The sequence below is a fragment of the Methylorubrum extorquens genome, assembly GCF_024169925.1.
GTDB classification, from domain to species: domain Bacteria; phylum Pseudomonadota; class Alphaproteobacteria; order Rhizobiales; family Beijerinckiaceae; genus Methylobacterium; species Methylobacterium extorquens_A.
Window position 1 is genome coordinate 4,310,530 of record NZ_JALJXF010000001.1, and the last position, 21,884, is coordinate 4,332,413.

General features: G+C 69.4%; 19 protein-coding genes. 9 read left to right on the forward strand and 10 right to left on the reverse strand.

Annotated elements, in window-relative coordinates:
* Positions 1-68 precede the first annotated feature (68 nt).
* From mnmG to J2W78_RS20155, 4 genes are read left to right on the forward strand one after another with little or no spacing between them, the layout of a single operon-like run.
* Entirely contained in the window at positions 69-1,943 is a 1,875-nt protein-coding gene (mnmG, locus tag J2W78_RS20140; protein WP_253373379.1) for a tRNA uridine-5-carboxymethylaminomethyl(34) synthesis enzyme MnmG, read from the forward strand.
* 34 nt (positions 1,944-1,977) lie between these two features.
* Positions 1,978-2,613, forward strand: a complete 636-nt coding sequence (rsmG, locus tag J2W78_RS20145) for a 16S rRNA (guanine(527)-N(7))-methyltransferase RsmG (protein ID WP_253373380.1) — start codon at positions 1,978-1,980, stop codon at positions 2,611-2,613.
* Positions 2,610-3,470: a ParA family protein gene (locus J2W78_RS20150; protein WP_253373381.1), complete on the forward strand. Its 861-nt coding sequence runs from the start codon at positions 2,610-2,612 to the stop codon at positions 3,468-3,470. The genes rsmG and J2W78_RS20150 overlap by 4 nt, the downstream gene beginning before the upstream one ends.
* Before the next feature lie 33 nt (positions 3,471-3,503).
* The gene (locus J2W78_RS20155; protein ID WP_253374099.1) at positions 3,504-4,400 is read left to right on the forward strand and encodes a ParB/RepB/Spo0J family partition protein; all 897 of its coding nucleotides are present in this window, start codon (positions 3,504-3,506) and stop codon (positions 4,398-4,400) included.
* A 90-nt stretch (positions 4,401-4,490) separates the two neighbouring features.
* On the opposite strand, the gene J2W78_RS20160 is transcribed toward J2W78_RS20155, so the two are convergent.
* From J2W78_RS20160 to lptE, 3 genes are all read right to left on the reverse strand, one after another.
* A complete protein-coding gene (locus tag J2W78_RS20160; RefSeq protein WP_253373382.1) occupies positions 4,491-5,357 on the reverse strand; it encodes an intradiol ring-cleavage dioxygenase in 867 nt (288 codons plus the stop codon).
* A 70-nt stretch (positions 5,358-5,427) separates the two neighbouring features.
* Positions 5,428-6,459 (reverse strand): DNA polymerase III subunit delta, encoded by a 1,032-nt coding sequence (holA, locus tag J2W78_RS20165; RefSeq protein WP_253373383.1) that lies wholly within the window; start codon positions 6,457-6,459, stop codon positions 5,428-5,430.
* Positions 6,460-6,469: 10 nt separating this feature from the next.
* Positions 6,470-7,024, reverse strand: a complete 555-nt coding sequence (lptE, locus tag J2W78_RS20170; RefSeq protein WP_253374100.1) for an LPS assembly lipoprotein LptE — start codon at positions 7,022-7,024, stop codon at positions 6,470-6,472.
* A 413-nt stretch (positions 7,025-7,437) separates the two neighbouring features.
* On the opposite strand from lptE, the gene J2W78_RS20175 reads away from it, so the two are divergent.
* The 3 genes from J2W78_RS20175 (at position 7,438) to J2W78_RS20185 (ending at position 9,289) form a co-directional block, all read left to right on the forward strand.
* On the forward strand, positions 7,438-7,782 hold the full coding sequence (locus J2W78_RS20175; RefSeq protein WP_253373384.1) for a hypothetical protein: 345 nt from the start codon (positions 7,438-7,440) through the stop codon (positions 7,780-7,782).
* A 132-nt stretch (positions 7,783-7,914) separates the two neighbouring features.
* On the forward strand, positions 7,915-9,018 hold the full coding sequence (locus J2W78_RS20180; RefSeq protein WP_253373385.1) for a DUF2125 domain-containing protein: 1,104 nt from the start codon (positions 7,915-7,917) through the stop codon (positions 9,016-9,018).
* Between the two features lie 58 nt (positions 9,019-9,076).
* Positions 9,077-9,289 carry an HVO_A0114 family putative DNA-binding protein gene (locus J2W78_RS20185; protein ID WP_253373386.1) on the forward strand — a complete coding sequence of 71 codons (213 nt, stop codon included), beginning with the start codon at positions 9,077-9,079 and terminating at the stop codon, positions 9,287-9,289.
* 36 nt (positions 9,290-9,325) lie between these two features.
* Here J2W78_RS20185 and J2W78_RS20190 read toward each other — a convergent pair whose 3' ends face one another.
* The 7 genes from J2W78_RS20190 to ispG all read right to left on the reverse strand — a co-directional run bounded on the left by J2W78_RS20190 (position 9,326) and on the right by ispG (position 19,231).
* Complete coding sequence (locus J2W78_RS20190) at positions 9,326-10,270, reverse strand: glycosyltransferase family 2 protein (RefSeq protein ID WP_253373387.1); 945 nt, start codon at positions 10,268-10,270, stop codon at positions 9,326-9,328.
* A gap of 17 nt (positions 10,271-10,287) precedes the next feature.
* Positions 10,288-11,223 carry a prephenate/arogenate dehydrogenase family protein gene (locus tag J2W78_RS20195; protein ID WP_253373388.1) on the reverse strand — a complete coding sequence of 312 codons (936 nt, stop codon included), beginning with the start codon at positions 11,221-11,223 and terminating at the stop codon, positions 10,288-10,290.
* Entirely contained in the window at positions 11,220-12,338 is a 1,119-nt protein-coding gene (locus J2W78_RS20200) for a pyridoxal phosphate-dependent aminotransferase (RefSeq protein ID WP_253373389.1), read from the reverse strand. The genes J2W78_RS20195 and J2W78_RS20200 overlap by 4 nt, the downstream gene beginning before the upstream one ends.
* A 156-nt stretch (positions 12,339-12,494) precedes the next feature.
* A complete protein-coding gene (locus J2W78_RS20205; protein WP_253373390.1) occupies positions 12,495-12,968 on the reverse strand; it encodes a hypothetical protein in 474 nt (157 codons plus the stop codon).
* Positions 12,969-13,080: 112 nt separating this feature from the next.
* Positions 13,081-15,315, reverse strand: coding sequence for a TonB-dependent siderophore receptor (locus J2W78_RS20210; protein ID WP_253373391.1), 2,235 nt, complete (start codon positions 15,313-15,315; stop codon positions 13,081-13,083).
* 261 nt (positions 15,316-15,576) lie between these two features.
* Positions 15,577-17,583 (reverse strand): potassium transporter Kup, encoded by a 2,007-nt coding sequence (locus J2W78_RS20215; RefSeq protein ID WP_253373392.1) that lies wholly within the window; start codon positions 17,581-17,583, stop codon positions 15,577-15,579.
* Between the two features lie 319 nt (positions 17,584-17,902).
* A complete protein-coding gene (gene ispG / locus J2W78_RS20220; protein ID WP_437178534.1) occupies positions 17,903-19,231 on the reverse strand; it encodes a flavodoxin-dependent (E)-4-hydroxy-3-methylbut-2-enyl-diphosphate synthase in 1,329 nt (442 codons plus the stop codon).
* A 330-nt stretch (positions 19,232-19,561) separates the two neighbouring features.
* Here ispG and J2W78_RS20225 point away from each other — a divergent pair, with 330 nt between their 5' ends.
* Together J2W78_RS20225 and J2W78_RS20230 are read left to right on the forward strand one after the other, a co-directional pair.
* Entirely contained in the window at positions 19,562-20,776 is a 1,215-nt protein-coding gene (locus tag J2W78_RS20225; protein ID WP_253373394.1) for a patatin-like phospholipase family protein, read from the forward strand.
* A 79-nt stretch (positions 20,777-20,855) separates the two neighbouring features.
* Entirely contained in the window at positions 20,856-21,884 is a 1,029-nt protein-coding gene (locus tag J2W78_RS20230) for an ArsR/SmtB family transcription factor (RefSeq protein WP_253373395.1), read from the forward strand.

The window sequence follows — 21,884 nt, forward strand, 5'->3', positions numbered from 1 at the left end:
ACTGCCAGCCGAGGCAATGAAGCGGGTCTGCGTTGACCTCTTCGATGGCGCGCGCATAAGCACGGGTCATGCACGCCCATTCTTCCAGTTACGACGTCATCGTCGTCGGCGGCGGCCATGCCGGCGTCGAGGCCGCCGCGGCATCGGCGCGCGTCGGTGCCCGCACCGCCTTGGTGACACACCGGGCCGCCACCATTGGCGCGATGTCGTGCAACCCGGCCATCGGCGGCCTTGGCAAGGGCCATCTCGTGCGCGAGGTGGACGCCCTCGACGGGTTGATGGGCCGCGTCGCGGACGCCGCTGGCATCCAGTTTCGCCTGCTCAATCGCCGCAAGGGCCCGGCCGTGCGTGGCCCACGCACTCAGGCCGACCGAGCGCTCTACGCCCGCGCCATGCAAATGGCGGTGGCGGAGACACCAGGGCTCACCGTGATCGAGGGCGAGGCCGACGACCTGACCGTACATTCAGGCCGTGTCGCGGGTGTGTTGCTCGCAGACGGCCGCGCCCTCACCGCGGCAGCCGTCGTCATCACCACGGGCACCTTCCTGCGCGGGCTGATCCATATCGGCGAGCAACAGATCCCCGCGGGCCGCGTCGGCGAAGAGCCCGCCATGGGGCTGGCGCGCACGCTCGACCGGCACGGCTTCCGCCTTGGCCGCCTGAAGACCGGCACGCCGCCGCGCCTTGATGGACGTACGATCGATTGGGCCGCGCTGGAGATGCAGCACGCGGACGCGGAGCCCGTGCCGTTCTCGACCCTGACCGAGCGGATCACCACGCCGCAGATCGCCTGCGGCATCACCCGCACGACGCAAGCGGTGCACGACCTGATCCGGGCCAACCTCCACCGCTCACCGATGTATTCCGGCGGCATCAGCAGCCGCGGCCCGCGTTACTGTCCCTCGATCGAGGACAAGGTCGTGCGCTTCGGTGACCGCGAAGGCCACCAGATCTTCCTGGAGCCGGAGGGGCTCGACGATCCGACCGTCTACCCGAACGGCATCTCGACGGCGCTTCCCGAGGAGGTTCAGGCCGGCATCATCGCCGCCATCCCCGGGCTGGAGCGCACCCGCATCCTGCGCCCCGGCTACGCCATCGAGTACGATTACGTCGATCCCCGCGAACTCGACGCGACGCTCCAGACCAAGCGTCTGCCCGGCTTGTTCCTGGCCGGCCAGATCAACGGCACCACCGGATACGAGGAGGCGGCAGGGCAGGGGCTCATCGCCGGCCTCAACGCGGCCCGGCTGGCGGGCGGCTCCAATCTCACGGTCTTCGACCGGGCTGAATCCTATCTCGGCGTGATGATCGACGACCTCGTCACCCATGGAGTGAGCGAGCCCTACCGCATGTTCACCTCGCGCTCGGAGTACCGTCTGAGCCTGCGCGTGGACAATGCCGACGAGCGCCTCACGCCCCGCGGCGCAGCACTCGGCTGTGTCGGCTCGGCTCGGGCCGCGCATTTCGCCGCTTCGCAGACAGCGTTGTCCGAGGCACGCGCCCGGCTCGACACCTTGAGCCTCACCCCGAACGAGGCGGCCCAGCACGGCCTCGCCCTCAACCATGATGGCCTGCGCCGCAACGCCTTCCAGATCCTGTCCTACCCGGAAATCGGCTGGGAGCGGCTCGCCGCAGTTTGGCCCGAACTGGCAGCGGTGCCGCCGCGGGTCGCGGAACGCCTGCGGACGGACGCGACCTACGCCGTCTATCTCAATCGGCAGCAAGCCGACATCACGGCCTTCCGCCGCGACGAGGCGGTGCACTTGCCGACCGCCCTCGATTACGGCGCCATCGCCGGCCTTTCCAACGAGATGCGGGCAAAGCTCGACGGCGTGCGCCCGACCACACTGGGGCAGGCCGCCCGCATCGAGGGCGTAACACCGGCCGCCCTGACCCTGCTTGCTGCCCACGCTCGCCGGAGCCGGGTCCAGGCATCGGCATGAGAATGCCGGCCTGCTCCGACACGAGGACGGCAGAATGAGCACTGATCGGCGCAACCGCGTCCTGAGTGAGCATCATGTTTCACGTGAAACAGCTGCGTCTCTCGATCTTTACGTCGCACAGCTCACGCGCTGGCAATCCGTCAAAAACCTCGTCGGCCCCGCCACGCTGAAGGAGGTCTGGCACCGGCACATCGCCGACGCGCTTCAGCTTCTGACCATCGCGCCCGGTGCGTCTCGCTGGCTCGACCTTGGATCGGGCGCCGGCATCCCCGGCCTCATCCTCGCCATCGCCGGCAAAGAGCGACCGGGCTTTCATGTCCGTCTGGTCGAGAGCAACGCGCGCAAATGCGCCTTCCTCTCTGAGACCGCGCGCCTCACCGGTGCGCCGGTCACTGTCCACAATGCGCGTATCGAGGCGATGATCGGGACCCTCGCCGACACTGAAATCGTCTGCGCCCGCGCCCTAGCCCCACTCACGCAATTGCTCGCCTGGACCGAACCATTGTTGACAAGGGGCACCGTCGGGCTGTTTCCGAAGGGACGTGATGCAGCCACGGAATTGACCGAGGCCGAGGATGCGTGGACATTCACCCGCGACCTGATTCCGAGCCGCACCGACTCGCAGGCACGGATCGTGCGCGTCACGTCGCTTTCCCGCGTGGACCCATGACCGACTCATCCACGGCCTTACCGGCGCAGGCTGCTCCTGCTCAAGCCAAACCGCTGCGCGTGCTCGCGCTCGCCAACCAGAAGGGCGGCGTCGGCAAGACCACGACGGCGATCAATCTCGGCACGGCACTGGCCGCCATCGGCGAGCAGGTGCTGGTGATCGACCTCGACCCGCAGGGCAACGCCTCGACCGGTCTCGGCATCGACCGCCGCCGCCGCAAGGTCTCGACCTATCATGTCATGGCCGGCGAGGCGCCGCTGGTGGACGCGATCACGCCGACCGCCGTGCCACGCCTCTCCGTCGCGCCTTCGACGATGGATCTGCTCGGCCTCGAACTCGAACTGGCAAGCGCCTCCGACCGCGCCCATCGCCTGCGCAACATCCTGCGCGACCTGACGATGCCGGAGGGGATCGAACCCATCAGCTACGTGCTGATCGATTGCCCGCCCTCGCTGAACCTGCTCACCATCAACGCGCTGGCTGCCGCCGACGCGGTGATGGTGCCGCTGCAATGCGAGTTCTTCGCCCTCGAAGGTCTGAGCCAGTTGCTGCGCACCGTCGAGCAGGTGCGCGGGGCGCTGAACCCCAAGCTTCAGATTCAGGGCGTCGTGCTGACTATGTACGACCCGCGCAACAACCTCTCGACCCAGGTGGTCGCCGATGTCCGCGGATTCATGGGCGACAAGGTCTACGAGACGATGATCCCGCGCAACGTGCGTGTCTCGGAGGCGCCCTCGCACGGCAAGCCGGTCCTGCTCTACGATCTCAAATGCGCCGGCTCGCAGGCCTATCTGCGGCTTGCCTCCGAAGTGATTCAGCGCGAGGGCCGGGCGCCCCCGCCCGCCGCCGCCGCTTAAGCAATTCAAAAATCTGGAGTTTCGATCGTGGCAATGGCGGATGATGCGGCGCGGCCGCGGCTCGGACGCGGCCTTGCGGCGCTGATCGGCGATTTTTCCGACGACGTGCCGGAGGAGGCCGCCCGCACCGCCGGGCACGCGCAGCGCAAGGTGGCGGTGGAGTTCCTGCGCCCGAATCCACGCAATCCGCGCCGCCGCTTCTCCGAGCCGGAACTCGACGAACTGGCAGCCTCGATCCGCCAGCGCGGCGTGATCCAGCCGATCGTCGTGCGTGCGCTTTCGGGCGTGCCCGGCACTTTCGAGATCGTAGCCGGCGAGCGCCGCTGGCGCGCAGCCCAACGGGCGGGCCTCAACGAGGTGCCCGTGGTGGTGGTCGAGATCGACGACCGCACCTCGCTCGAATACGCGATTCTGGAGAACGTCCAGCGGGCCGATCTGAACGCCATCGAGGAGGCATCGGGCTACGAGCGGTTGATGGGCGAGTTCAAATATACCCAGGCCGAGCTGGCCGATCTGCTCGGCAAAAGCCGTAGCCATCTCGCCAACACCCTGCGCCTACTTCAGCTTCCCCCCGCGATTCAGGACCGCGTGATCGCCAGCGAAATCACCGCCGGCCATGCCCGCGCGCTGCTCTCCGTGCGCGATCCGGAGGCGGTGGCCCGGCGGATCGTTGCCGAGGGGCTGTCGGTTCGTGAGGTCGAGGCGCTGGCCGCAGCGGAGACCCCGCAGGACGACACGCCCCGCCCCGGCCGTCCGCGCCGCTCCGCCGAGGGGGATGCTGCCCTGCGCTCCCTGGAGGACGTGCTCGGCCGGGCACTCGGCTACAGCGTGGCGGTGAAGGCCAAGGCGAGCGGTGAGGGCGAGATCCGCATCCGCTATACCAGCGCCGAGGAGCGCGACGCGCTCTGCCGCAAGCTCGGCGGAGCCTGAGGGGGATGCACTGCCGCTGTCACGAAACGAGCGGCGGCCTTCCCGATCAGACCGCGCTCCACACCGGCCGCGCGGCCTTCACCGAGCCGCTCAAGGGCGACGTGACAGACCCGGCACCAGGGCGGCGAGCCGGTCCTTGAGGGCGAGCCGCGGCGGCCCGAAACCGGGCGGCGGACCCTGCGGCGGCCCGCCCGGTGGTGGCCGCTCGGGCCGGCCGGAGGGCGTGCGCACTCGGTCGGTCAGTTCCGCCACGTCGGCACCGCGGTCCACGCCGATGACGAGGCTCGCGACGTAGCGGTCGCGCTCCTCCTTCACCGCACAGAAGGCCCGCCGCTGCGGATCCTCCTCGCTGGCGATGCCGTCATTGGCGTTGACGACGAGGCGCTCGGCCTTGCGCCCGCCATAGGCCGGGACCTGCGTGTAGAGGAACTCATTGAGCGCGTCGGGAAAGTAGATCTGCCCGGTCAGCACCGTGCGCCGGTCGAGGAAGACCTTGACGTGAACATGCGTCGCCCGGCCCGCGTACCAACCCGGATAGATCGTCTCGAACGTGGCCCAGCCGCTCGAATCCGTGTGCCCGGTACCGCGCAGAAATGTCTGGCCGCTGGTGTCGATGCTGCGCGAATCGCCCTGGCCGGGATAGCCCGAGTAAAGCCCCTGCGCATCGCAGTGCCAGACATCGACCCGTGCGCTCTCCACCGGCGTACAGGGTCCGGCCTCGATCACGCGCAGGCGCAGGCGCAAGGGCACGCCGGGCCGCCCCTCGGTGATGTCGGCGCGGACGAGGCGTGGGTCGGTGTAGAACGGCCCCTCGATCGCTTGCGGCGTCAGCAGGCAGGCGCCCTCGTCGGAGACGTGCGTTGCCGCAGCGGCGACCGGCCTGGCGGAGAAGAGACCGGCGGTTCCCGCGCTCAGGATCGCGAGCAGACCACGGCGCGAACTGGTGAGTTCCGGCATTCGTCCTTCTCCCGCCGATGGCATGGGGGGATGCGATACGCCGGGAGGATGTCTCGATTGTTTCGTCCTGTCAGGCCCGCCGCCGCGCGGCTTCGATGGCGATGCGCAAAAACACACCCTGCGCCTGGGCGTGGGCGAGGTCCGGTTCGGAGCGGCGGCAGGCAAGCACCGCGTCCTGAAGCCAGGCCACGGCCTGCTGCAGCCCCGGTGCCGACCAGCGGGCGAGCTGGGTTTCAGCCAGCGCCTTGCGGCGGAAATGCAGGCCGCGCCAATTGGCAACGATCTGGCTCGCGCTGCCGCGTGGATTGTCGAGGCGCAGCGACAGCAGGGTGAGGGCATGGCGCAAACCGGCCCCGAGCATCGCCGAAGGGTCCATCCCCTCGTGGCGGAAGCGGCGATACTCGCGCTCGGCCTCGCTGGCACGGCCGGCGAAGGCTGCGTCGATCAGCGCGTTGAGGACGCTCGCCCCGACATCGCTGACGATCGCCTCGACGTCGTCCACGCCGACGCTGCCCTGGCCGCGGGCGTAGAGAGCGAGCTTGCCGATCTCGGAGAGGCTGGCGCGGCGGTCGCTGCCGAGGCTGCCCGTCAGCAGGTCGCGGGCGTCGCGGTCGATGCGCAGCCCGTCCTCCTGCAATGTGCGCTCGATCAGGTCGGCGAGCGTGCGCTCGTCGTCGGGGTAGCATGGCAGAGCGAGCGCCCTGGGCGAGCCCTCACACAGCGTGCGCAGGGGGGCGGAGCGGGCCAGATCACCCGCCTCCACGACGATGCGGGCACCCTCGGTCGGCGCCTTCAGCACCGCATCGACGGCCGGGGCGTAGTTGCGGCTGCCGGAGCGCACCCAGATCGTGCGGCTGCCGCCGAACAGGCCGACGGTGCCGGCCTCGTCCACCAGACGGCCCGGATCGGAGGCGAGGGTGTCGCCGTCGATCCGGATGAGGGCGAAGGGGTCGTCCGGGTCGGCGACCATCCCCCGGACCAGCCGCATCGCCCGGTCGGCGACGAGACCGACATCGGGCCCGTAGATCAGAACCACCGCGATACGCGGATCGGGGCCGCGCCGGATCAGCCCCTCGACGTCGCCGGCTTTGACCGCCGTCATGCCACGCCCGTCAGGGATTCGTCTTGACGGTGAGGACGGAGGCGATCCGGGTCTTGATCTGGTCGGCCAGCACCTTGGCGAGGCGGATCTCGGCGTCGCGCGCGGCACGCAGCGAGGCGAAACGCTGGATCGAGCGATCATAGGTCGCGGTGCTGGTCGCGACGCCCTCGGTGAGGATGCGGCGCCCGTCCAGGCTCTCCAAAGAGAACTTCACCGTGCCGACGATGGTGCCGGCTTCCGCCCGCGCCGTGGTCGAGGAGACGATCGGCGTCTGGACCTGCTCGGAGCCCTGCATCTTCAGCCGGTAGCGCTTGGGCACGGCCGGCTGGCCGGAGCCGTCGAGATCGAAGATCAGTTCGCTGCGCAGGTAGTGCCCGAGGCGCTCTTGGTCCTGGGCCATGTTCACGTCATCCACTTGGATCGCCGCGAGCAAGCCCTGCATCGATTCGCCCGACGCCGTCGGCCCGTAGAGGGGACGGAAACAGGCGCCGAGATTCAGCGCGAGGCCGGCGGCGAGCGCGAGCCGCGCGATCTGAACCCCCGGCCTGTTCCTCGCCACACCCATCACCCGCCCCAAGGCTGTTCCCCGCCGCGTCACGTCGATCCGTCCGAAAACCGTCGCTGCGAACCCAAGCGCAGCACGCTGCCCCGCTTGTACGGCAAGCATCTTCTACGGCAGGCATCGTGCCCGGTCACCCTGCCAGACCCATGCTTTACGAATGCTGTGCGGCGGGACGATGATCGCTCGACCGAATCGGGACGCGGCAAGGCGCCCTCGCTTGTGGAACCAAGCGGCGATCCCCACCTTATCTTGACCCCGGAACCCCTTCCGAACCAGCGCCTTGACGGTGGTCGGACGAGCGCTGTAGAACAGAACAAATGGCGAACAAACGAGCCCTGTCCTGGTCGGTCGCGCTTCGCGATCTCAAGGACGATCGATCCCGGAGAGCGGATGTGCGCGAGGAGCGTCTCCGAACCATGGCGGGCCTGCGCGGTGCTGCCGCCCCCGCCCTGAGCGCGTGGCGCGGCCGGTCCGGCCGCCGCTACGTCGTCGGCGTCCACGAGCTGGCCGCGCCCGACCTTGCCGAGGTCGATGAGGCGGTGGTCATCGCCGTGCGGCGGGACGAGGCCGGCATTGCCCAGGCCGTTTCCATCGCCGCGACCGGCAAGGGGCCGCGCGAGCGCCTGCACCGCAACTGGCTGGCCCGCGCCCGCCAGGGCGGCGCGACGGAGATGCACGTTCACCGCCTCGCCGAGGGCGAGACCGAGCGCCGCGCCGTCGTGCTCGACCTCGCTGCCGACACGGAGCAGGCAAGCGCCTGACTCGACGCCGCCGACGTCGCCTCTCCGGCCTTTGAAAGCCAGGGGGAGGGCGGGGCCCTTGCCTTGGACAGCCCCGGTCTCCAAACACGGGGCGTCCGGCCTCTCCTGCCGGGCCGCGCAGGAACGAGGCCGATGGCGCAGACACCCGATCCGATTCCCGGCGGACCGCTCCCGCGGCGCAGGCGGGTTGGCCTTTTCCTTCCCTACATTCTGCTCGCTACCCTCGCCATCGCCTGGACCGCCGCGTGGTTCTTCATCCGCGGCAAGGCCGAGAGCGAGATGGATGCGTGGCTCGCCCGTGAGGCTCAGGCCGGCCGGGAATGGACCTGCGCCGACCGCTCGATCACCGGCTATCCCTTCCGCCTCGAACTGCGCTGCGGCTCGGTCCGCTTCGCCCGCTCCGACGGCAATTTCACCCTCGGGCCGACCACCGCCGTGGTACAGGTCTACGATCCGCGCCACGCCGTTCTCGAAGTCGCCGGCCCCTTCCATGTCGAGCAAGGCGAACTGACCGCCGATGTGACCTGGACATCTCTCGAGGCGAGCTTCCACGCTGCCTCGAACGGCTTCAACCGCGCCTCCCTCGTCGTCGATGGCCCCAAGGGCACGGTGCAATCCCCCGATCCGGGCCCGGTGGACTTCGCCGCTCAACACCTCGAACTACATGCCCGGCCGACTCCGGGCCGCTTCGAGAGCGACGGCGCCGTCGACCTCAGCCTGCGCCTCGCCAAGGCCGCCGTGCCGCGGCTCGATGCCCTCAGCGGCAGCGGCGACCCGGCCGACGTCGATCTCGACACGACCATCGAGCGGGCCACGGTGCTACGCACCGGCACGGTGGCGCGGGAGTTGGAGAAATGGCGCCGGGCCGACGGCCGCCTCGACGTGACCCGCCTGTCGATCGCCAAGGGCGAGCGTCGTCTCCAAGCCAAGGGCGAAGTCGGCCTCGACGAGGCCCATCGGCCCGAGGGGCGCTTCGACATCCGCGCGCTGGGGCTCGAAGCCCTGGTCGGGCAGGTGATGGGCCAGCGCTTCGGCTCAGACAAGGGTGCGTTGATCGGCAATCTCGTCGGCCAGTTCCTCGGCGGGCTGCGCAAGCGCGAGGGCGCAGCCGGCGAAGCGCAGGCGGCGGACAGCCCCAACGGTCTCAAGCCCCTGCCGACGCTGCGCCTGGGCGACGGGCGCCTGATGCTCGGCCCGCTCGCCGTGCCGAACGTGGCGCTGCCCGCCCTGTACTGAGTGATTGCTCGGCCTTCCGGGTCCGAAGAGCGCCCCGTGGAGCCGGTTCGAGGTTGGCATGACGCCTAAACGCCACGAACTCCTGCGTCACCTGCGGCGCTCGCCCGAGAGCGGCATCCGTGCCCTCGCCCGAGCGCTCGGGCGGGATGTCCGGCGCGTACACGAAGATGTGGTGGCGCTGGCGGAACTCGGCTTGGTGACGCGAGACGCAGACGGCCGCCTGTCGAGCGTCGTGGACGAAATCCCCTCGACGATCCGCATTGCGGCCTGATCCGAGCGCCCGCTACGCAGATGCTCCGGCCCTCGTCTACCAGGGGCGCGGTGCCCCGAAGATCTTGCGCCGAACGAAGCGCCCGGCGGCTTCCACCCGCAGCCTGTGCAGATGGCGCAGCCGCCACAGGCGATGCTCCCGCAGCGCGACCGGCTGCGCCAGCTCGGGCACCGCAGCGGTGCGCGCGCGCAGCCGCGCGGCCTCGGCCGGTGCGACGCTCTCCAGGTACGTCAGGAGATGGCGCATTTCGTCGAGGGTCGGCCGCACCCAGCTCGCCGTCCGGGCGCACGGCTCCGTCTCTGCGCGCGTTTCGGGTGCCGATGCGCCCGGAGCAGGACGGGGATAATGGTTGAGCCGGATCTCCCCGTGCCGCACGGCGAGGATCGCGCCGGGCCGCTGCGGGTCCGGCTCGGCGGGTCCGAAATCGCTCATCAGCCGCTCGCCCTGCACGAGTTCCGCCATGTGCGCGTCGGCGATCGTGGCGACGGCGCCCTGCCGGTAGATCGATGTGACGACGCGGTTCTCCGCGCGGTCCGCCTTCGTGAAGGCGCGAGGGAAGCGGCGCAGGACGAGCCCGGAGGCCGGGCCGTCCGGCTCCGCGGTGTCGAAGACGCGCCGGTTGACCACCACCGCACCGGCATGCGGCGGGATGCGGGCGATCCAGTCTTCGATCGAACGGCCGGGGGCCGGCACCAGGAATTCATCGGTGCCGAGGAAGGCGGCGAAGCGGAACAGCCGCGCCCACGAGGCGAGGAAATGGTCGTAGGCCGCAAAGCGCGGCGTGCGGTCGATGCGGGTCGGGCAGGGCAGGGTGGTGACCCCGATCGCCGCGTGCGCCTTCAGGAGCGCCGCGGCCTCACCGTCGAGTCCGTTGTCGTAGATCACGAAGTGGCGCACGCCGACCGCCCGGTGGAAGGCGAGCCACTCGAACAGATCGGGCGCCGCGCCCTCGACGACGGCAACGATGGCGAATGTGCGCATCTCGGGCGCCCTTTCCTTCAGCTCTGCTTCGCCGCGGGCGCCGCCGCGTTGCGGGCGCGGCCGAAATCCGGCTCGGCCGTTTCCTGGCCCATGGCGACGATGCCCCGGCGGATGGTGCGGGTGCGGGTGAACAGTTCGTGCAGAGCCTCGCCGTCGCCCCAGCGGATCGCCCGCGACAGGGCCGACAGATCCTCATTGAAGCGCCCGAGCATCTCCAGCACCGCGTCGCGGTTGGTCAGGAAGATGTCGCGCCACATCGTCGGGTCAGAGGCCGCGATGCGGGTGAAATCGCGAAAGCCGCCGGCGGAGAACTTGATCACTTCCGACTGGGTGACCTCTTCGAGGTCGGCCGCCGTGCCGACGATGTTGTAGGCGATCAGGTGCGGCACGTGGCTGGTGATGGCGAGCACGAGGTCGTGGTGCTCGGGCGTCATGGTCTCGACGATGGCGCCCAAGCCCTGCCACAGGCCCTGCACCCGCTCCACCGCCGCCGCGTCGGCTCCCTCCAGCGGGGTGAGGATGCACCAGCGGTTCGAGAACAGGGTGGCGAACCCTGAATCCGGCCCGGAATACTCGGTGCCCGCCACCGGATGCGCCGGCACGAACGGGTTGTCTGGCGAGAGATGCGGCGTGACGGCCGCCACCACCGCGGCCTTGACCGAGCCGACATCGGACACCACCGCGCCGGGCTTCAGGTGCGGCGCGATCTCAGCCGCCACCGCGCCGATGGCGCCCACCGGCACGCAGAGGATGACGAGGTCGGCCTCGGCCACCGCCGAGGCTTCGGTGCTTGTCGCCTCGGCCAGACCCAGGGCCATCACCCGCTCGATCACGCCCGCGTCGCGGTCGATCGCAATGATCGCGTCGGCAAGACCGTAGGTCCGGGCGCCGCGGGCGACCGAGGAGCCGATCAGGCCCAGCCCGACGATGGCGAGGCGCTTGACGACCGTCACGGACGCTTGGCTCCCAGGAAAGCGGCCAACGCATCCACGAAGGCGCGATTGGCCTCCTCGCCGCCGACCGTCACCCGCAGGGCGTTCGGCAGGCCGTAGGAGGAGACGCGCCGCACGATCACGCCTGCGCTGGTCAGATGCGCATCCGCCTCCGCCGCCGTGCGGCCGGGCCTGTCCGAGAAGTGCAGGAGCAGGAAGTTGCCGACGCTCGGCGTCACGGTGAGCCCCAGCGCCTCGACCGCGCGGGTGAGCCAGGCGAGCCATTCGTCGTTGTGGGCGACCGCTGCCGCGACGTGGGCCTCGTCGGCGATCGCCGCAGCACCCGCCGCGATGCCGCCCGCCGAGAGGTTGAACGGCCCGCGGATGCGGTTGATCGCATCGACCACGGCCTCGGACCCGACCATCCAGCCGATGCGCTGCGCCGCCAATCCGTGGATCTTCGAGAAGGTGCGCGTCATCACGACGTTGGCTGCGTCGAGCGCCAGTTCGAGGCCGGCGGTGTAGTCGTTGGCGCGCACGTACTCGGCATAGGCCCCGTCGAGCACGAGGAGCACGTTGCCGGGCAGGCCGGCATGCAGGCGGCGAACCTCCTCGAACGGCAGGTAGGTGCCGGTCGGGTTGTTGGGGTTGGCGAGGTAGACGATCCGGGTGCGGGGCGTGACTGCGGCGAGGATAGCATCGACATCCGCCGTCAGGTTCGTTTCCGGCGCCACCACCGGCGTACCGCCCGCGGTGAGGATCGCGATGCGGTACACGAGGAAGCCGTGCTCGCAGAAGATGCCCTCGTCACCCGGCCCGACGAAGGCCATCGCCAGCAGCGTCAGCAGCTCGTCCGAACCGGCGCCGCAGACGATGCGGGCGGGATCGAGCCCGTAGCGCGCGCCGATCGCCGTGCGCAGGCGGGTCGCGCTGCCGTCAGGATAGAGGGCCAGCGTCGCGGCCTCCGCGCGCAGAGCCTCGATCGCGTGCGGGCTCGGGCCCAAAGGCGTCTCGTTGGAGGAGAGCTTGTGGATCTTCGCCACGCCCGGCGCGGCGCTCTTGCCGGGCACGTAGGCCTCGATGGCGAGCACGCCGGGGCGCGGCTGAGGGCGAAGCACGGGATCGGTTGCGGACATGGGCGAGGGTCAGTCGACGAGAGCCAGCGGGAGCGTCGGACGCGGGTATCGCCCGTCCCTCTACAGCATTTCGCGGGAACGGGGAGCCGCCGAGTTGGCGGCGCACCGATCCCGCGCCCTCCGCTGTCCGTGCCCGCCCTGGGCCGGTGGGCAGCGCTATGGCTGCGCCGGCTTGCCCTCAGGCGCGGGGACCGGCTCGCCGGAGCCCGGCGGCAGCAGGACGTTCTTCACCACGTTCCCCTCGGGGCCGTACTCGCCGGCCACCGCGAGGCAGGCCTGTTCGCGGTTGAGGTTCATCTGGTTGGACATCAGCGTGAAGATGCCGATCACCCGGTTGCCGAAGGGCCCTCGGGGGCTCACGTCCTCGGGCCGCGTGTTCTGCTTGGCGAGCAGCGCCTCGAACTCGGGCGCGTTGAGCCGGTAGCCGCAGACATTGACCGCCGAGAAGATGTAGGCGGCAAATTCCAGCGCCCGCGGGCTCGGCGCGTTGCGGATCGGCCGCGGGGGTGCGGCCTCCTTCGAGGGCTCCTGCGGCGCGGGCTGCGCCGGGGGCGGGGCGGTTTCCTGCGCACCGGCAGGGCAAGCCATCCCGACCATCAGGAGGGCGGCAAAGAGGGGGCGGGCGATCATCGGCGTTCCTCGGGCGGCGGATTCTCATGATCCGCTTACGAAACCCCGAGATAGACCGGCAGCCCGTCGCCTCCAAGATGGTGCAGGGCCCGGAGCGGGGCCCTGCGGCGGTTCACCACTTGTAGCTCACGCTCGCAAGCACGCGGCGAGCATCGCCATAGAAGCACTCGTTGGCCGAAATGCACGAGGAGACGAAGCGGCGGTCGCCGATATTGGTGGCGTTGATCGCCGCGCGCCAATTGTCCCAGGTGTAGTGGACCTGCGCGTCGAACAGCACGTAGTCCGGCACGATCAGGGTGTTGGCCACGTTCGCGAAGGAACGCCCCACATAGCGGACGCCGCCGCCGAAGCCGAAGCCGCGCCAGTCGCCGGTCGGGATCGTGTAGTCGGCAAAGACCGAGGCCAGCACCTCCGGGATGCGGGTCGGCGTGCGCCCGACCTGATCGGCCTCGCCCTTGATGGTCTGAAGGTCGTAGGCGGTGAAGGCCGCCACGAGGTTCAGGCCCTGCGCGAGGTTGGCAACCGCTTGAACCTCGACGCCGCGCGAGCGCACCTCGCCGAGCTGGGAGCTGAAGAAGGTGCCGGGCACCGGCTGCAGCACGTTCTGGCGCACGAGATCGAAGGCCGCCGCCGTCAGGAAGAAGCCGTAGCCGACGGGCTCGAACTTGACGCCGACCTCGACCTGCTCGCCGTATTCGGGCGCGAAACTGCGGCGGTTGGCGTCCGAGCCGATCTGCGGCTGGAACGAGGTCGAGTAGCTGACATAGGGCGCTAGCCCCTCGGGGAAGTTGTAGATGAGGGCGGCGCGCCCGCTGAAGGCTTCGTCACTGCGGCGGCTGCTGTTGGCCGGGGTGAGCCGGTCGCGCACCACGTTGTCGGCGAAGTCCTGGCGGCCGCCGAGAACCAGGGTCAGGCGGTCGGTGAGCTTGATCTGGTCCTGGGCATAGATGCCGAGTTGCTGGAACGTATCGGCGTTGACGAGGTAGGGCGACGGGCGGCCGCTGATCTGGCCATAGACGGGGTTGAGGAGGCTCAGGCCCGGAACGGGGTAGAAATTCGCGAAATTGGTGCCCTGGTTGTCGTGCAGATCGTAGCGCTTGTAGTCGAGGCCGATCAGCAGATCGTGGGCGAAGAAGCCGTCGAAGAAGCGCGCCTCGGCCTGGTTGTCGACCTGGAAGATCCCGACCTTCGAGCTGGTCAGGAACTGGTAGCGGTTGAGAACCGTCTCCGTTGCGGCGTCGATGTAGCCGGTCTGGTTCAGGTACGAGTTCTGGAACGCGTCGCTGAACGAGTAGCGGAGGTTCTGGCGGAAGGTCCAGGTCTCGTCGATGGCGTGCTCGAACTCGTAGCCGGCGAAGACCTGCTCGCGCTGGAAGGTGTTGATCGCCGGATCGCCGACGTTGAGCGAGCGCGGGATGCGCAGGCCGCTGAGATTGCGCCGCACGGTGCCGGAATAGGGCAGGAAGTTCGCGGTGACGGCAGTCGAGTCGCGCTGATAGCTGGTCAGGATGGTCAGCGAGGTGCCGGCATCCGGGCGGTAGGTCAGGGCCGGTGCGATATAGGCGCGGTCGTCGGGTGCATTGTCCACCTGGGTGCCGCCCTGCCGGCCGAAGCCGGTGAGGCGATAGAACCAATGCCCGGAATCGTCGGCCGGCCCGCCGATGTCGAAGGCGCCGTAGACCTGACCGAACGAGCCGCCGCCGACCTCGACATAGCCGAAGGGCTGGGTCGTCGGCCGCTTGGTGATCTGGTTGATGATGCCGCCTGGGTTGCCCGCTCCGAACAGAACCGCGGCGGGCCCGCGCAGAACCTCGATCCGCTCCAGGCCGAAGGTCTCGACCTTGAAGGTGCCGAAGCCGTAGTTCAGCACCTGGAGGCCGTCGCGGTAGATGCCGTAATCGCTGGCGATGAAGCCGCGCAGGGTGAAGTAGTCGACGCGGGTGTCGGCACCGAAGGTGCCTGAATAGATTCCGGCTGTGTATTGCGTCGCCTGCGTCAGGGTCTGAGCCTTCTGCGCGTCGATCTGCTCGCGACCCACGACGGTGATCGATTGCGGGGTCTCGATGAGGGGCGTGTTGGTCTTCGTCGCGGTGGCCGAGCGGGTGGCGACGTAGCCCTGGACGGGACCGCGGGGATCCTCGGGCGCGGCACGCCCGTCGGGTCCGCGTTGGGCAGCCTGCCCTCCGCCGGTGGCGCCCGCGCCCCGGCCGCTGCCTTCGACCGACAACTCTTCCAGCCGCGCCGTCGCCTGCGCCGCGGCGCCAACCGTGAGGGCGACCAGCGAGGCGCCTGCCAGGACCGCGGTCCGCAGGGCGCGGATGCCTACGAGAGTGTGTACCGACTCCATCACCGTGGTCCCTCCGCCCGGCGCAGCCGGAACCCTCCGCAGGAGACACGCGGAACCCGGCAGGTCGGTTGTTTGGAATTATGCTAAAGTGTTGTTGTTACTTGCTTTTCGCAAGCCAAGCCGTACGGGGCGGCGCCAGGGGGTGCAAGTCGGTCGCGCGCAAATGGTCGTCCTGTAGCCGGCAGGCCACAGGATTGTGCACAACCCTTCGTTGGCAGACCGAGCCGGAATGCATCCGGCCCGATCGTCCCATACGATGGTCTACACGGTCACCTGCGTGCCGACCTCGACGACACGGCCGGTCGGGATCTGGAAGAAGTCCGTCGCGTCGTTGGCGTTTTTGGCCAGCGTGATGAAGATCCGATCCTGCCAGAGCGGCATGCCGGAATGAGCCGCCGGACGGATCGAGCGGCGCGACAGGAAGAACGAGGTCGACATGATGTCGAACTTGAAGCCCTGGGGCTTGAGCAGCGTCAGGGTGCGCGGGATGTTGGGCGTCTCCATGTAGCCGAAGCGCATCACCACCCGGTAGAAGCCGAAGCCCACGGGCTCGATGCGCACCCGCTCCCCTTTCGTCGCGCGGGGCCGGTCCATGGTCTCGACGGTGAGCACCACGTTCTTCTCGTGGATCACCTTGTTGTGCTTCATGTTGTGCAGCAATGCGGCCGGGGCGATCTGCGGATCGCTCGTGAGGAAGACCGCGGTGCCCTTCACCCTCTGGTAGGAGGTGCTCTTCTCCAGCATGCCGACGAGTTCGACCAACGGCACATCGGTCTTGCGGGTCTTGTTGAACAGGATCGTGACGCCCCGCACCCAGGTCCACATCATCAGCATCAGGCCGCCGGCCAGCAGCAGGGGCACGTAGCCGCCCTCGTGCAGCTTCAGGAGGTTCGAGAGCAGGAACAGCGTCTCCAGCACGATGAACGGCACGATGATCGCCGCCGAGACGAGCGGCGAGAGCCGCACGACCTTCCACAGCACCACGTAGGCCATGGAGGCGGTGAGCAGCATCGTGCCCGTCACGGCGATGCCGTAGGCCGAAGCCAGCGCCGAGGAGGAGCGGAAGGTGATCGCCAGGATCACCACGCCGAGGGCGAGCAGGGTGTTGATCTGCGGCAGGTAGATCTGGCCGGAATGCGACTCGGAGGTGTGGCGGATCTCCATGCGCGGCAGCATGCCGAGCTGGATCGCCTGCCGCGACAGAGAGAAGGCTCCGGTGATGACCGCCTGGCTCGCCGTCACCGTGGCGAGTGTCGCCAGCAGCACCATGGGGATCAGGCCCCATTCCGGCACGAGCTGGTAGAACGGATCGGTGGTCTCGGGCTTGGCCAATACGAGGGCGGTCTGGCCGAGATAGTTCAGAACGAGGCAGGGCGCGACGAGGCCGAGCCACGCCACCTGGATCGGGCGGCGCCCGAAATGGCCGAGATCGGCGAACAGGGCCTCCGCCCCGGTCACCGCCAGGAACACCGCGCCGAGCGCCACGAGCGCGCCGGTGCCGTGGCCGAGCAGGTAATGCACGGCGTACCAGGGATTGAAGGCGGCGAGCACGCCGGGATTGCCGGCGATGTGCGGAAGGGCGGCGGCGGCCATGGCCAGGAACCACACCACCATGGCCGGCCCGAAGAAGGTCGCGACCCGCGCCGTGCCGTGGCTCTGGACCGCGAACAGGCCAAGGATGATCGCCACCGTGATCGGCAGCACGTAATCGTCAAAGGCGGGCGTGACGAGCTTCAGACCCTCCACCGCGGAGAGCACCGAGATCGCCGGGGTGATGACGGAATCGCCGTAGAACAGCGAGGCGCCGAGCAGGCCCAGCATGAACACGATCTTGGAGCCGCCGAGCGCGTGGCGGGCCTGGGCCATCAGCGAGAGGATGCCGCCCTCGCCGTTGTTGTCCATGCGCAGCAGGATCGCGACGTACTTGATCGTCACGATCAGGAGCAGCGCCCAGATGATGAGCGAGGCGGTGCCGATCACCTCCTCGGGGAGCAGGATGCCGTCGGTGCGCGAAGGCGCCAGCGCCTCACGGAAGGCGTAGAGCGGGCTCGTGCCGATATCGCCGTAGACGACGCCGACGGAACCGACCGTGAGGGCCCAGAAGCCGGTCTTGGCGTGGCCGTGCGCTTCCTCCTGGGTCGCATCGACCGCGCCCGCCGAGGCCGCGACCGGGCCTCCCTCGCCGGGCGCCGGCCCGCCCGCGGGAGCGGCGACGGGGCCGTCCGGCGGCTTGGATCCGGCGGAATGGGGGCTGTCGGGCTGGGTCATCGGGCAGGCGTGCCTGGGCTCGCGCGTCGTCCGGCCGGGTGTGCCGGAGTCGCATGAAGGGAATGCGTCGGAGATGCGGATCGATGCGCGCCGGTCACCGCGACGCCCCCGAGGCGGCCACACCACCGCGAGCCGTCTCGCGGCACAGGAACATCGTCCGCGTTCGGTTCGCGAGGCTCGAACCGGAACGTCATGGCGGGTGCGAGGCGGGGGGCAGGGAACGCGGGCGGTCCGCCAACAGGGCGGCCCGGTTCGGACAACGAAGGGCGGGCCGCTTCCCTCACCGCGAAGGTTTCGGGAGCCGGCCCACCCGAGGGGCTCACTCGGCGGCGTCGCGCTTGCCCTGGCCGAAGCGGCGTTCGATGTAATCGACCACGATCGTCTCGAAGTCCTTGGCGAGCGTGGCGCCGCGCAGGGTCATCGCCTTCTTGCCGTCGATGAAGACCGGTGCGCTCGGGCTCTCGCCGGTGCCGGGCAGCGAGATGCCGATATCAGCGTGCTTCGACTCGCCGGGACCGTTGACGATGCAGCCCATCACCGCAACGTTGAGGCCTTCCACGCCCGGATAGGTCTTCTTCCACTCCGGCATGGAGGTGGAAATCCAGTTCTGGATGTCGCGAGCCAATTCCTGGAACGTCGTCGAGGTGGTGCGACCGCAGCCGGGGCACGCCGCCACGAGCGGCACGAAGGTGCGGAAGCCCATGGTCTGCAGGAGTTCCTGCGCGGCCTTGACCTCCACGGTCCGGTCGCCGCCGGGCTCGGGCGTCAGCGAGTAGCGGATCGTGTCGCCGATGCCTTCTTGCAGCAGCACGCCGATGGCGGCCGAGGCCGCGACGATGCCCTTCGAGCCCATGCCGGCCTCGGTCAGGCCGAGATGGATCGCGTAGTCGGAGCGGCGCGCCACTTCGCGGTAGACCGCGATCAGATCCTGCACCGCCGAGACCTTGGCCGACAGAATGATGCGGTCCTTCGGCAGGCCGAGTTCCACCGCCCGGTCGGCGGAGGTCAGCGCCGACTGCACCATGGCCTCGCGCATCACCGCGCGGGCATCGATGGGACGGGGCGACCGGGCGTTCTCGTCCATGAGGTGCGTCAGCAGGGCTTCGTCGAGCGAACCCCAGTTCGCGCCGATGCGCACCGTCTTGCCGTACTTCACGGCCTGCTCGACGATGGTCGAGAACTGAGTGTCCTTCTTCTCCTTGAAGCCGACATTGCCCGGATTGATCCGGTACTTAGCCAGCGCCTCGGCGCATGCCGGATGGTCGGACAGGAGCTTGTGGCCGATATAGTGGAAGTCGCCCACCAGCGGCACGTGCACGCCGATGCGGTCGAGCCGCTCGCGGATCTTCGGCACGGCGGCCGCCGCCTCGTCGCGATCGACGGTGATGCGCACCAGTTCCGAGCCGGCGCGGGCGAGCTGGGCGACCTGGGCCACGGTGCCGTCGATGTCGGCCGTGTCGGTGTTGGTCATCGACTGCACGACGATCGGGGCGCCGCCGCCGACGGTGACGGCGCCTTCGCCGCTGCCGATCTGCACGCCGACGGTGCGGTGCCGCGGTGCCGGCCCGGCGATCTCCGGCCCCGTCATGTTGGGGCTGCGGGAGTCGAGCGGGTTTGCCAGGGCGTCGGGAGCTTCCATGACTTCCATCGTGCCTTCGCGGGTCAAACTGTCGTCCGCGCGTGCCGGCTTTCGGCGTCCCGCAGGCGCGGGCGTGATCCTATCCGAATCCGGTTCGATCCGCGACCTGGAGATCGTCTCCGCGCCGCGCCCGCGCGGACGGATGCGCAGCATGCCTCGATACGAGGCCGCTTCCATGTCGCATCCCGAGCGGGATGTCGAGCGTATGCAAGGATGTCAGGAGACGAAAGCGCCTTATCATACCTTGCATTCGCGTGCCCGCGGGTCAAAGAACCGCACGGGCACACTTGCTGCTTTGCACCATTTGAATGTGCATCGCAATAAATCACGTGAGGCAAGATGGACAGGACGAGCCCGGACATTCACTCCACCGACAGTGAGCAGATCGAGGCTCGGTCCGCCGGCTCGCCTCCGGTCGATACCCGTGAGCGCACCGGAACCCTCGACGGACCGTCTCACGACGACGCCCACAACCCCGCGACCGCCGTTCCCGATCCGATCGCGGATTCGACCCGGCCGGGCGCCGCGTTTCGGGGCCTTGCCGGACCGCGCGCGGAGAAGGCCGTCTCGCTGGCGCTTCAGGGCGGCGGCTCGCACGGCGCCTTCACCTGGGGCGTACTCGACGCGCTGATCGAGGACGGGCGCGTCGCCTTCGAGGCGGTGACGGGTGCGAGCGCCGGGGCGATGAACGCCGTCGTCCTCGTGGACGGCTGGCTCGCGGGCGGCCCCGACGGAGCCCGCACGGCGCTGGAGAAGTTCTGGCGCGAGGCGAGCCTGGACGCCGACCTGCGGCCCTCGCAGCAGAGCTGGATCAACGGCCTCTTCAACTTTTGGAAGGGCAACCCCTTCGCCGAAGCATGGATGAAGGCCCTCAACCCCGGCCCCTACGCGACCAATCCGTTCAACTTCAATCCGCTGCGCGACGCGCTGGAACACACCGTCGATTTCGACCGTCTGCGCGCCTCCGACACCGCCAACGTCTTCGTCTCGGCGACCAACGTCTGGACCGGCAAGCTCGCGGTGTTCGAGCGCGATTGCCTCACGGTCGATCACCTGATGGCCTCGGCCTGCCTGCCGACGGTGTTCCAGGCGGTCGAGATCGACGGCGTGCCCTACTGGGACGGCGGCTACCTCGGCAATCCGGCCCTCTACCCCCTGCACGGGTCGAGCACCCGCGACATCCTGCTCGTGCAGATCAACCCCGTGGAACGCCGCGAAACCCCGCGCTCGGCCAGCGACATCCAGGACCGTCTCAACGAGATCACCTTCAACGCCAACCTGATGCGGGAACTGCGCTCCATCGACTTCGTGCACGGCCTGATCGACGAGGGCGGACAGGGGCAGGTTCCGGGCTTGGAGCGGGTCTTCCTCCACCGCATCGACGGGACCGACTCGCTCGACAACTACGCCGCCTCCTCGCGCATCGATGCCCGCTGGCGGATGATCGAGCGCCTACGCGACAAGGGCCGCGCCGCCGCCAAGGCTTGGCTCGCGGAGGGCTACGACGAGGTCGGCGTGCGCTGCACCCTCGACCTCAAGAAGGCCTACCAGTAGCGGCCCGTCGCTGACGAAGGGACCGGGTCGTCAGCGAAACCTCTTGCCACCGGCCCGCTACGCACATAAAGATATCTTTATGTCTAGCGAGAGCGGCCTCACGAACAGCGCGACCCCGGTCCCGGTGCCTTTCGCCGAGGCGCTCGCCGTGCTGCGGGCGGCGGCGGAGGAGACGCGCCTGCGCATCCTCGCGCTGCTGGCCGAGGGTGAGCTGTCGGTCTCCGACCTCACCGACATCCTCGGCCAGTCGCAGCCGCGCATCTCGCGCCATCTCAAGCTCCTCGTCGAATCCGGCCTGATCGAGCGTCACCGCGAGGGCGCCTGGGCGTTCTTCCGCCTGCGCGAGGCCGCCATCGGCTTCGTCGAGCCCCTGATCGCAGCGCTGGAACGCGCCGGGCCGCCGCTTTCCGAGGATCGCGCCCGGCTCGACTCGGTGCGGACGCAACGGGCCGAGGCGGCGCAGACCTTCTTCGCCCGGCTCGCTCCCAAATGGGACGGCCTGCGCTCCCTGCACGTGCCCGAGGCCGCCGTCGAGGCGGCGGTGATCGAGGCGCTCGGAGACCGGCCGATCCGCCACGTGATCGATCTCGGCACCGGGACCGGAAAGATGCTCGGCCTGCTGGCACCGCTCGCCGGTCGCGCCACCGGGCTCGATTCGAGCCATGCCATGCTCTCGGTCGCTCGGGCCAACCTCGAACGGCTCGGCCTGTCGCGGGTCGATCTGCGCCAGGGCGACCTCCACGCGCCGCCCTTCGGCCGCGGCGGCTTCGATCTCGTGGTGCTGCATCAGGTGCTGCACTACCTCGACGACCCGGCTCGGGCGCTGCGCGAGGCCGCCCGCCTCGTCGCGCCGGGCGGGCGGTTGCTCGTGGTCGATTTCGCGCCCCACACCTTGGAGCAGTTGCGCGAGAGCCAAGCCCATCGCCGCCTCGGTTTCGGTGCGGAGCAGATCGCGGGCTGGCTCGTCCAGGCGGGCCTGGGCGATGTCGAGAGCCGCGACCTCGCGCCGGAGGACGGGATCGAGCACCCGCTCACCGTCACCCTCTGGCTCGCGCACGACACCGCCGCCGCGATCGAGGCGCCAACCCTCGAACGCGCCGTGGCCTGA

What these genes read in the sequence shown, in the direction of transcription:
- mnmG (WP_253373379.1), top strand. Translation starts at nt 69, where the DNA reads ATGCACGCCCATTCTTCCAGTTACGACGTCATCGTCGTCGGCGGCGGC.
- rsmG (WP_253373380.1), top strand. Translation starts at nt 1,978, where the DNA reads ATGAGCACTGATCGGCGCAACCGCGTCCTGAGTGAGCATCATGTTTCA.
- J2W78_RS20150 (WP_253373381.1), top strand. Translation starts at nt 2,610, where the DNA reads ATGACCGACTCATCCACGGCCTTACCGGCGCAGGCTGCTCCTGCTCAA.
- J2W78_RS20155 (WP_253374099.1), top strand. Translation starts at nt 3,504, where the DNA reads ATGGCGGATGATGCGGCGCGGCCGCGGCTCGGACGCGGCCTTGCGGCG.
- J2W78_RS20160 (WP_253373382.1), bottom strand. Translation starts at nt 5,357, where the DNA reads ATGCCGGAACTCACCAGTTCGCGCCGTGGTCTGCTCGCGATCCTGAGC.
- holA (WP_253373383.1), bottom strand. Translation starts at nt 6,459, where the DNA reads ATGACGGCGGTCAAAGCCGGCGACGTCGAGGGGCTGATCCGGCGCGGC.
- lptE (WP_253374100.1), bottom strand. Translation starts at nt 7,024, where the DNA reads ATGGGTGTGGCGAGGAACAGGCCGGGGGTTCAGATCGCGCGGCTCGCG.
- J2W78_RS20175 (WP_253373384.1), top strand. Translation starts at nt 7,438, where the DNA reads ATGGCGGGCCTGCGCGGTGCTGCCGCCCCCGCCCTGAGCGCGTGGCGC.
- J2W78_RS20180 (WP_253373385.1), top strand. Translation starts at nt 7,915, where the DNA reads ATGGCGCAGACACCCGATCCGATTCCCGGCGGACCGCTCCCGCGGCGC.
- J2W78_RS20185 (WP_253373386.1), top strand. Translation starts at nt 9,077, where the DNA reads ATGACGCCTAAACGCCACGAACTCCTGCGTCACCTGCGGCGCTCGCCC.
- J2W78_RS20190 (WP_253373387.1), bottom strand. Translation starts at nt 10,270, where the DNA reads ATGCGCACATTCGCCATCGTTGCCGTCGTCGAGGGCGCGGCGCCCGAT.
- J2W78_RS20200 (WP_253373389.1), bottom strand. Translation starts at nt 12,338, where the DNA reads ATGTCCGCAACCGATCCCGTGCTTCGCCCTCAGCCGCGCCCCGGCGTG.
- J2W78_RS20205 (WP_253373390.1), bottom strand. Translation starts at nt 12,968, where the DNA reads ATGATCGCCCGCCCCCTCTTTGCCGCCCTCCTGATGGTCGGGATGGCT.
- J2W78_RS20210 (WP_253373391.1), bottom strand. Translation starts at nt 15,315, where the DNA reads ATGGAGTCGGTACACACTCTCGTAGGCATCCGCGCCCTGCGGACCGCG.
- J2W78_RS20215 (WP_253373392.1), bottom strand. Translation starts at nt 17,583, where the DNA reads ATGACCCAGCCCGACAGCCCCCATTCCGCCGGATCCAAGCCGCCGGAC.
- ispG (WP_437178534.1), bottom strand. Translation starts at nt 19,231, where the DNA reads ATGGAAGTCATGGAAGCTCCCGACGCCCTGGCAAACCCGCTCGACTCC.
- J2W78_RS20225 (WP_253373394.1), top strand. Translation starts at nt 19,562, where the DNA reads ATGGACAGGACGAGCCCGGACATTCACTCCACCGACAGTGAGCAGATC.
- J2W78_RS20230 (WP_253373395.1), top strand. Translation starts at nt 20,856, where the DNA reads ATGTCTAGCGAGAGCGGCCTCACGAACAGCGCGACCCCGGTCCCGGTG.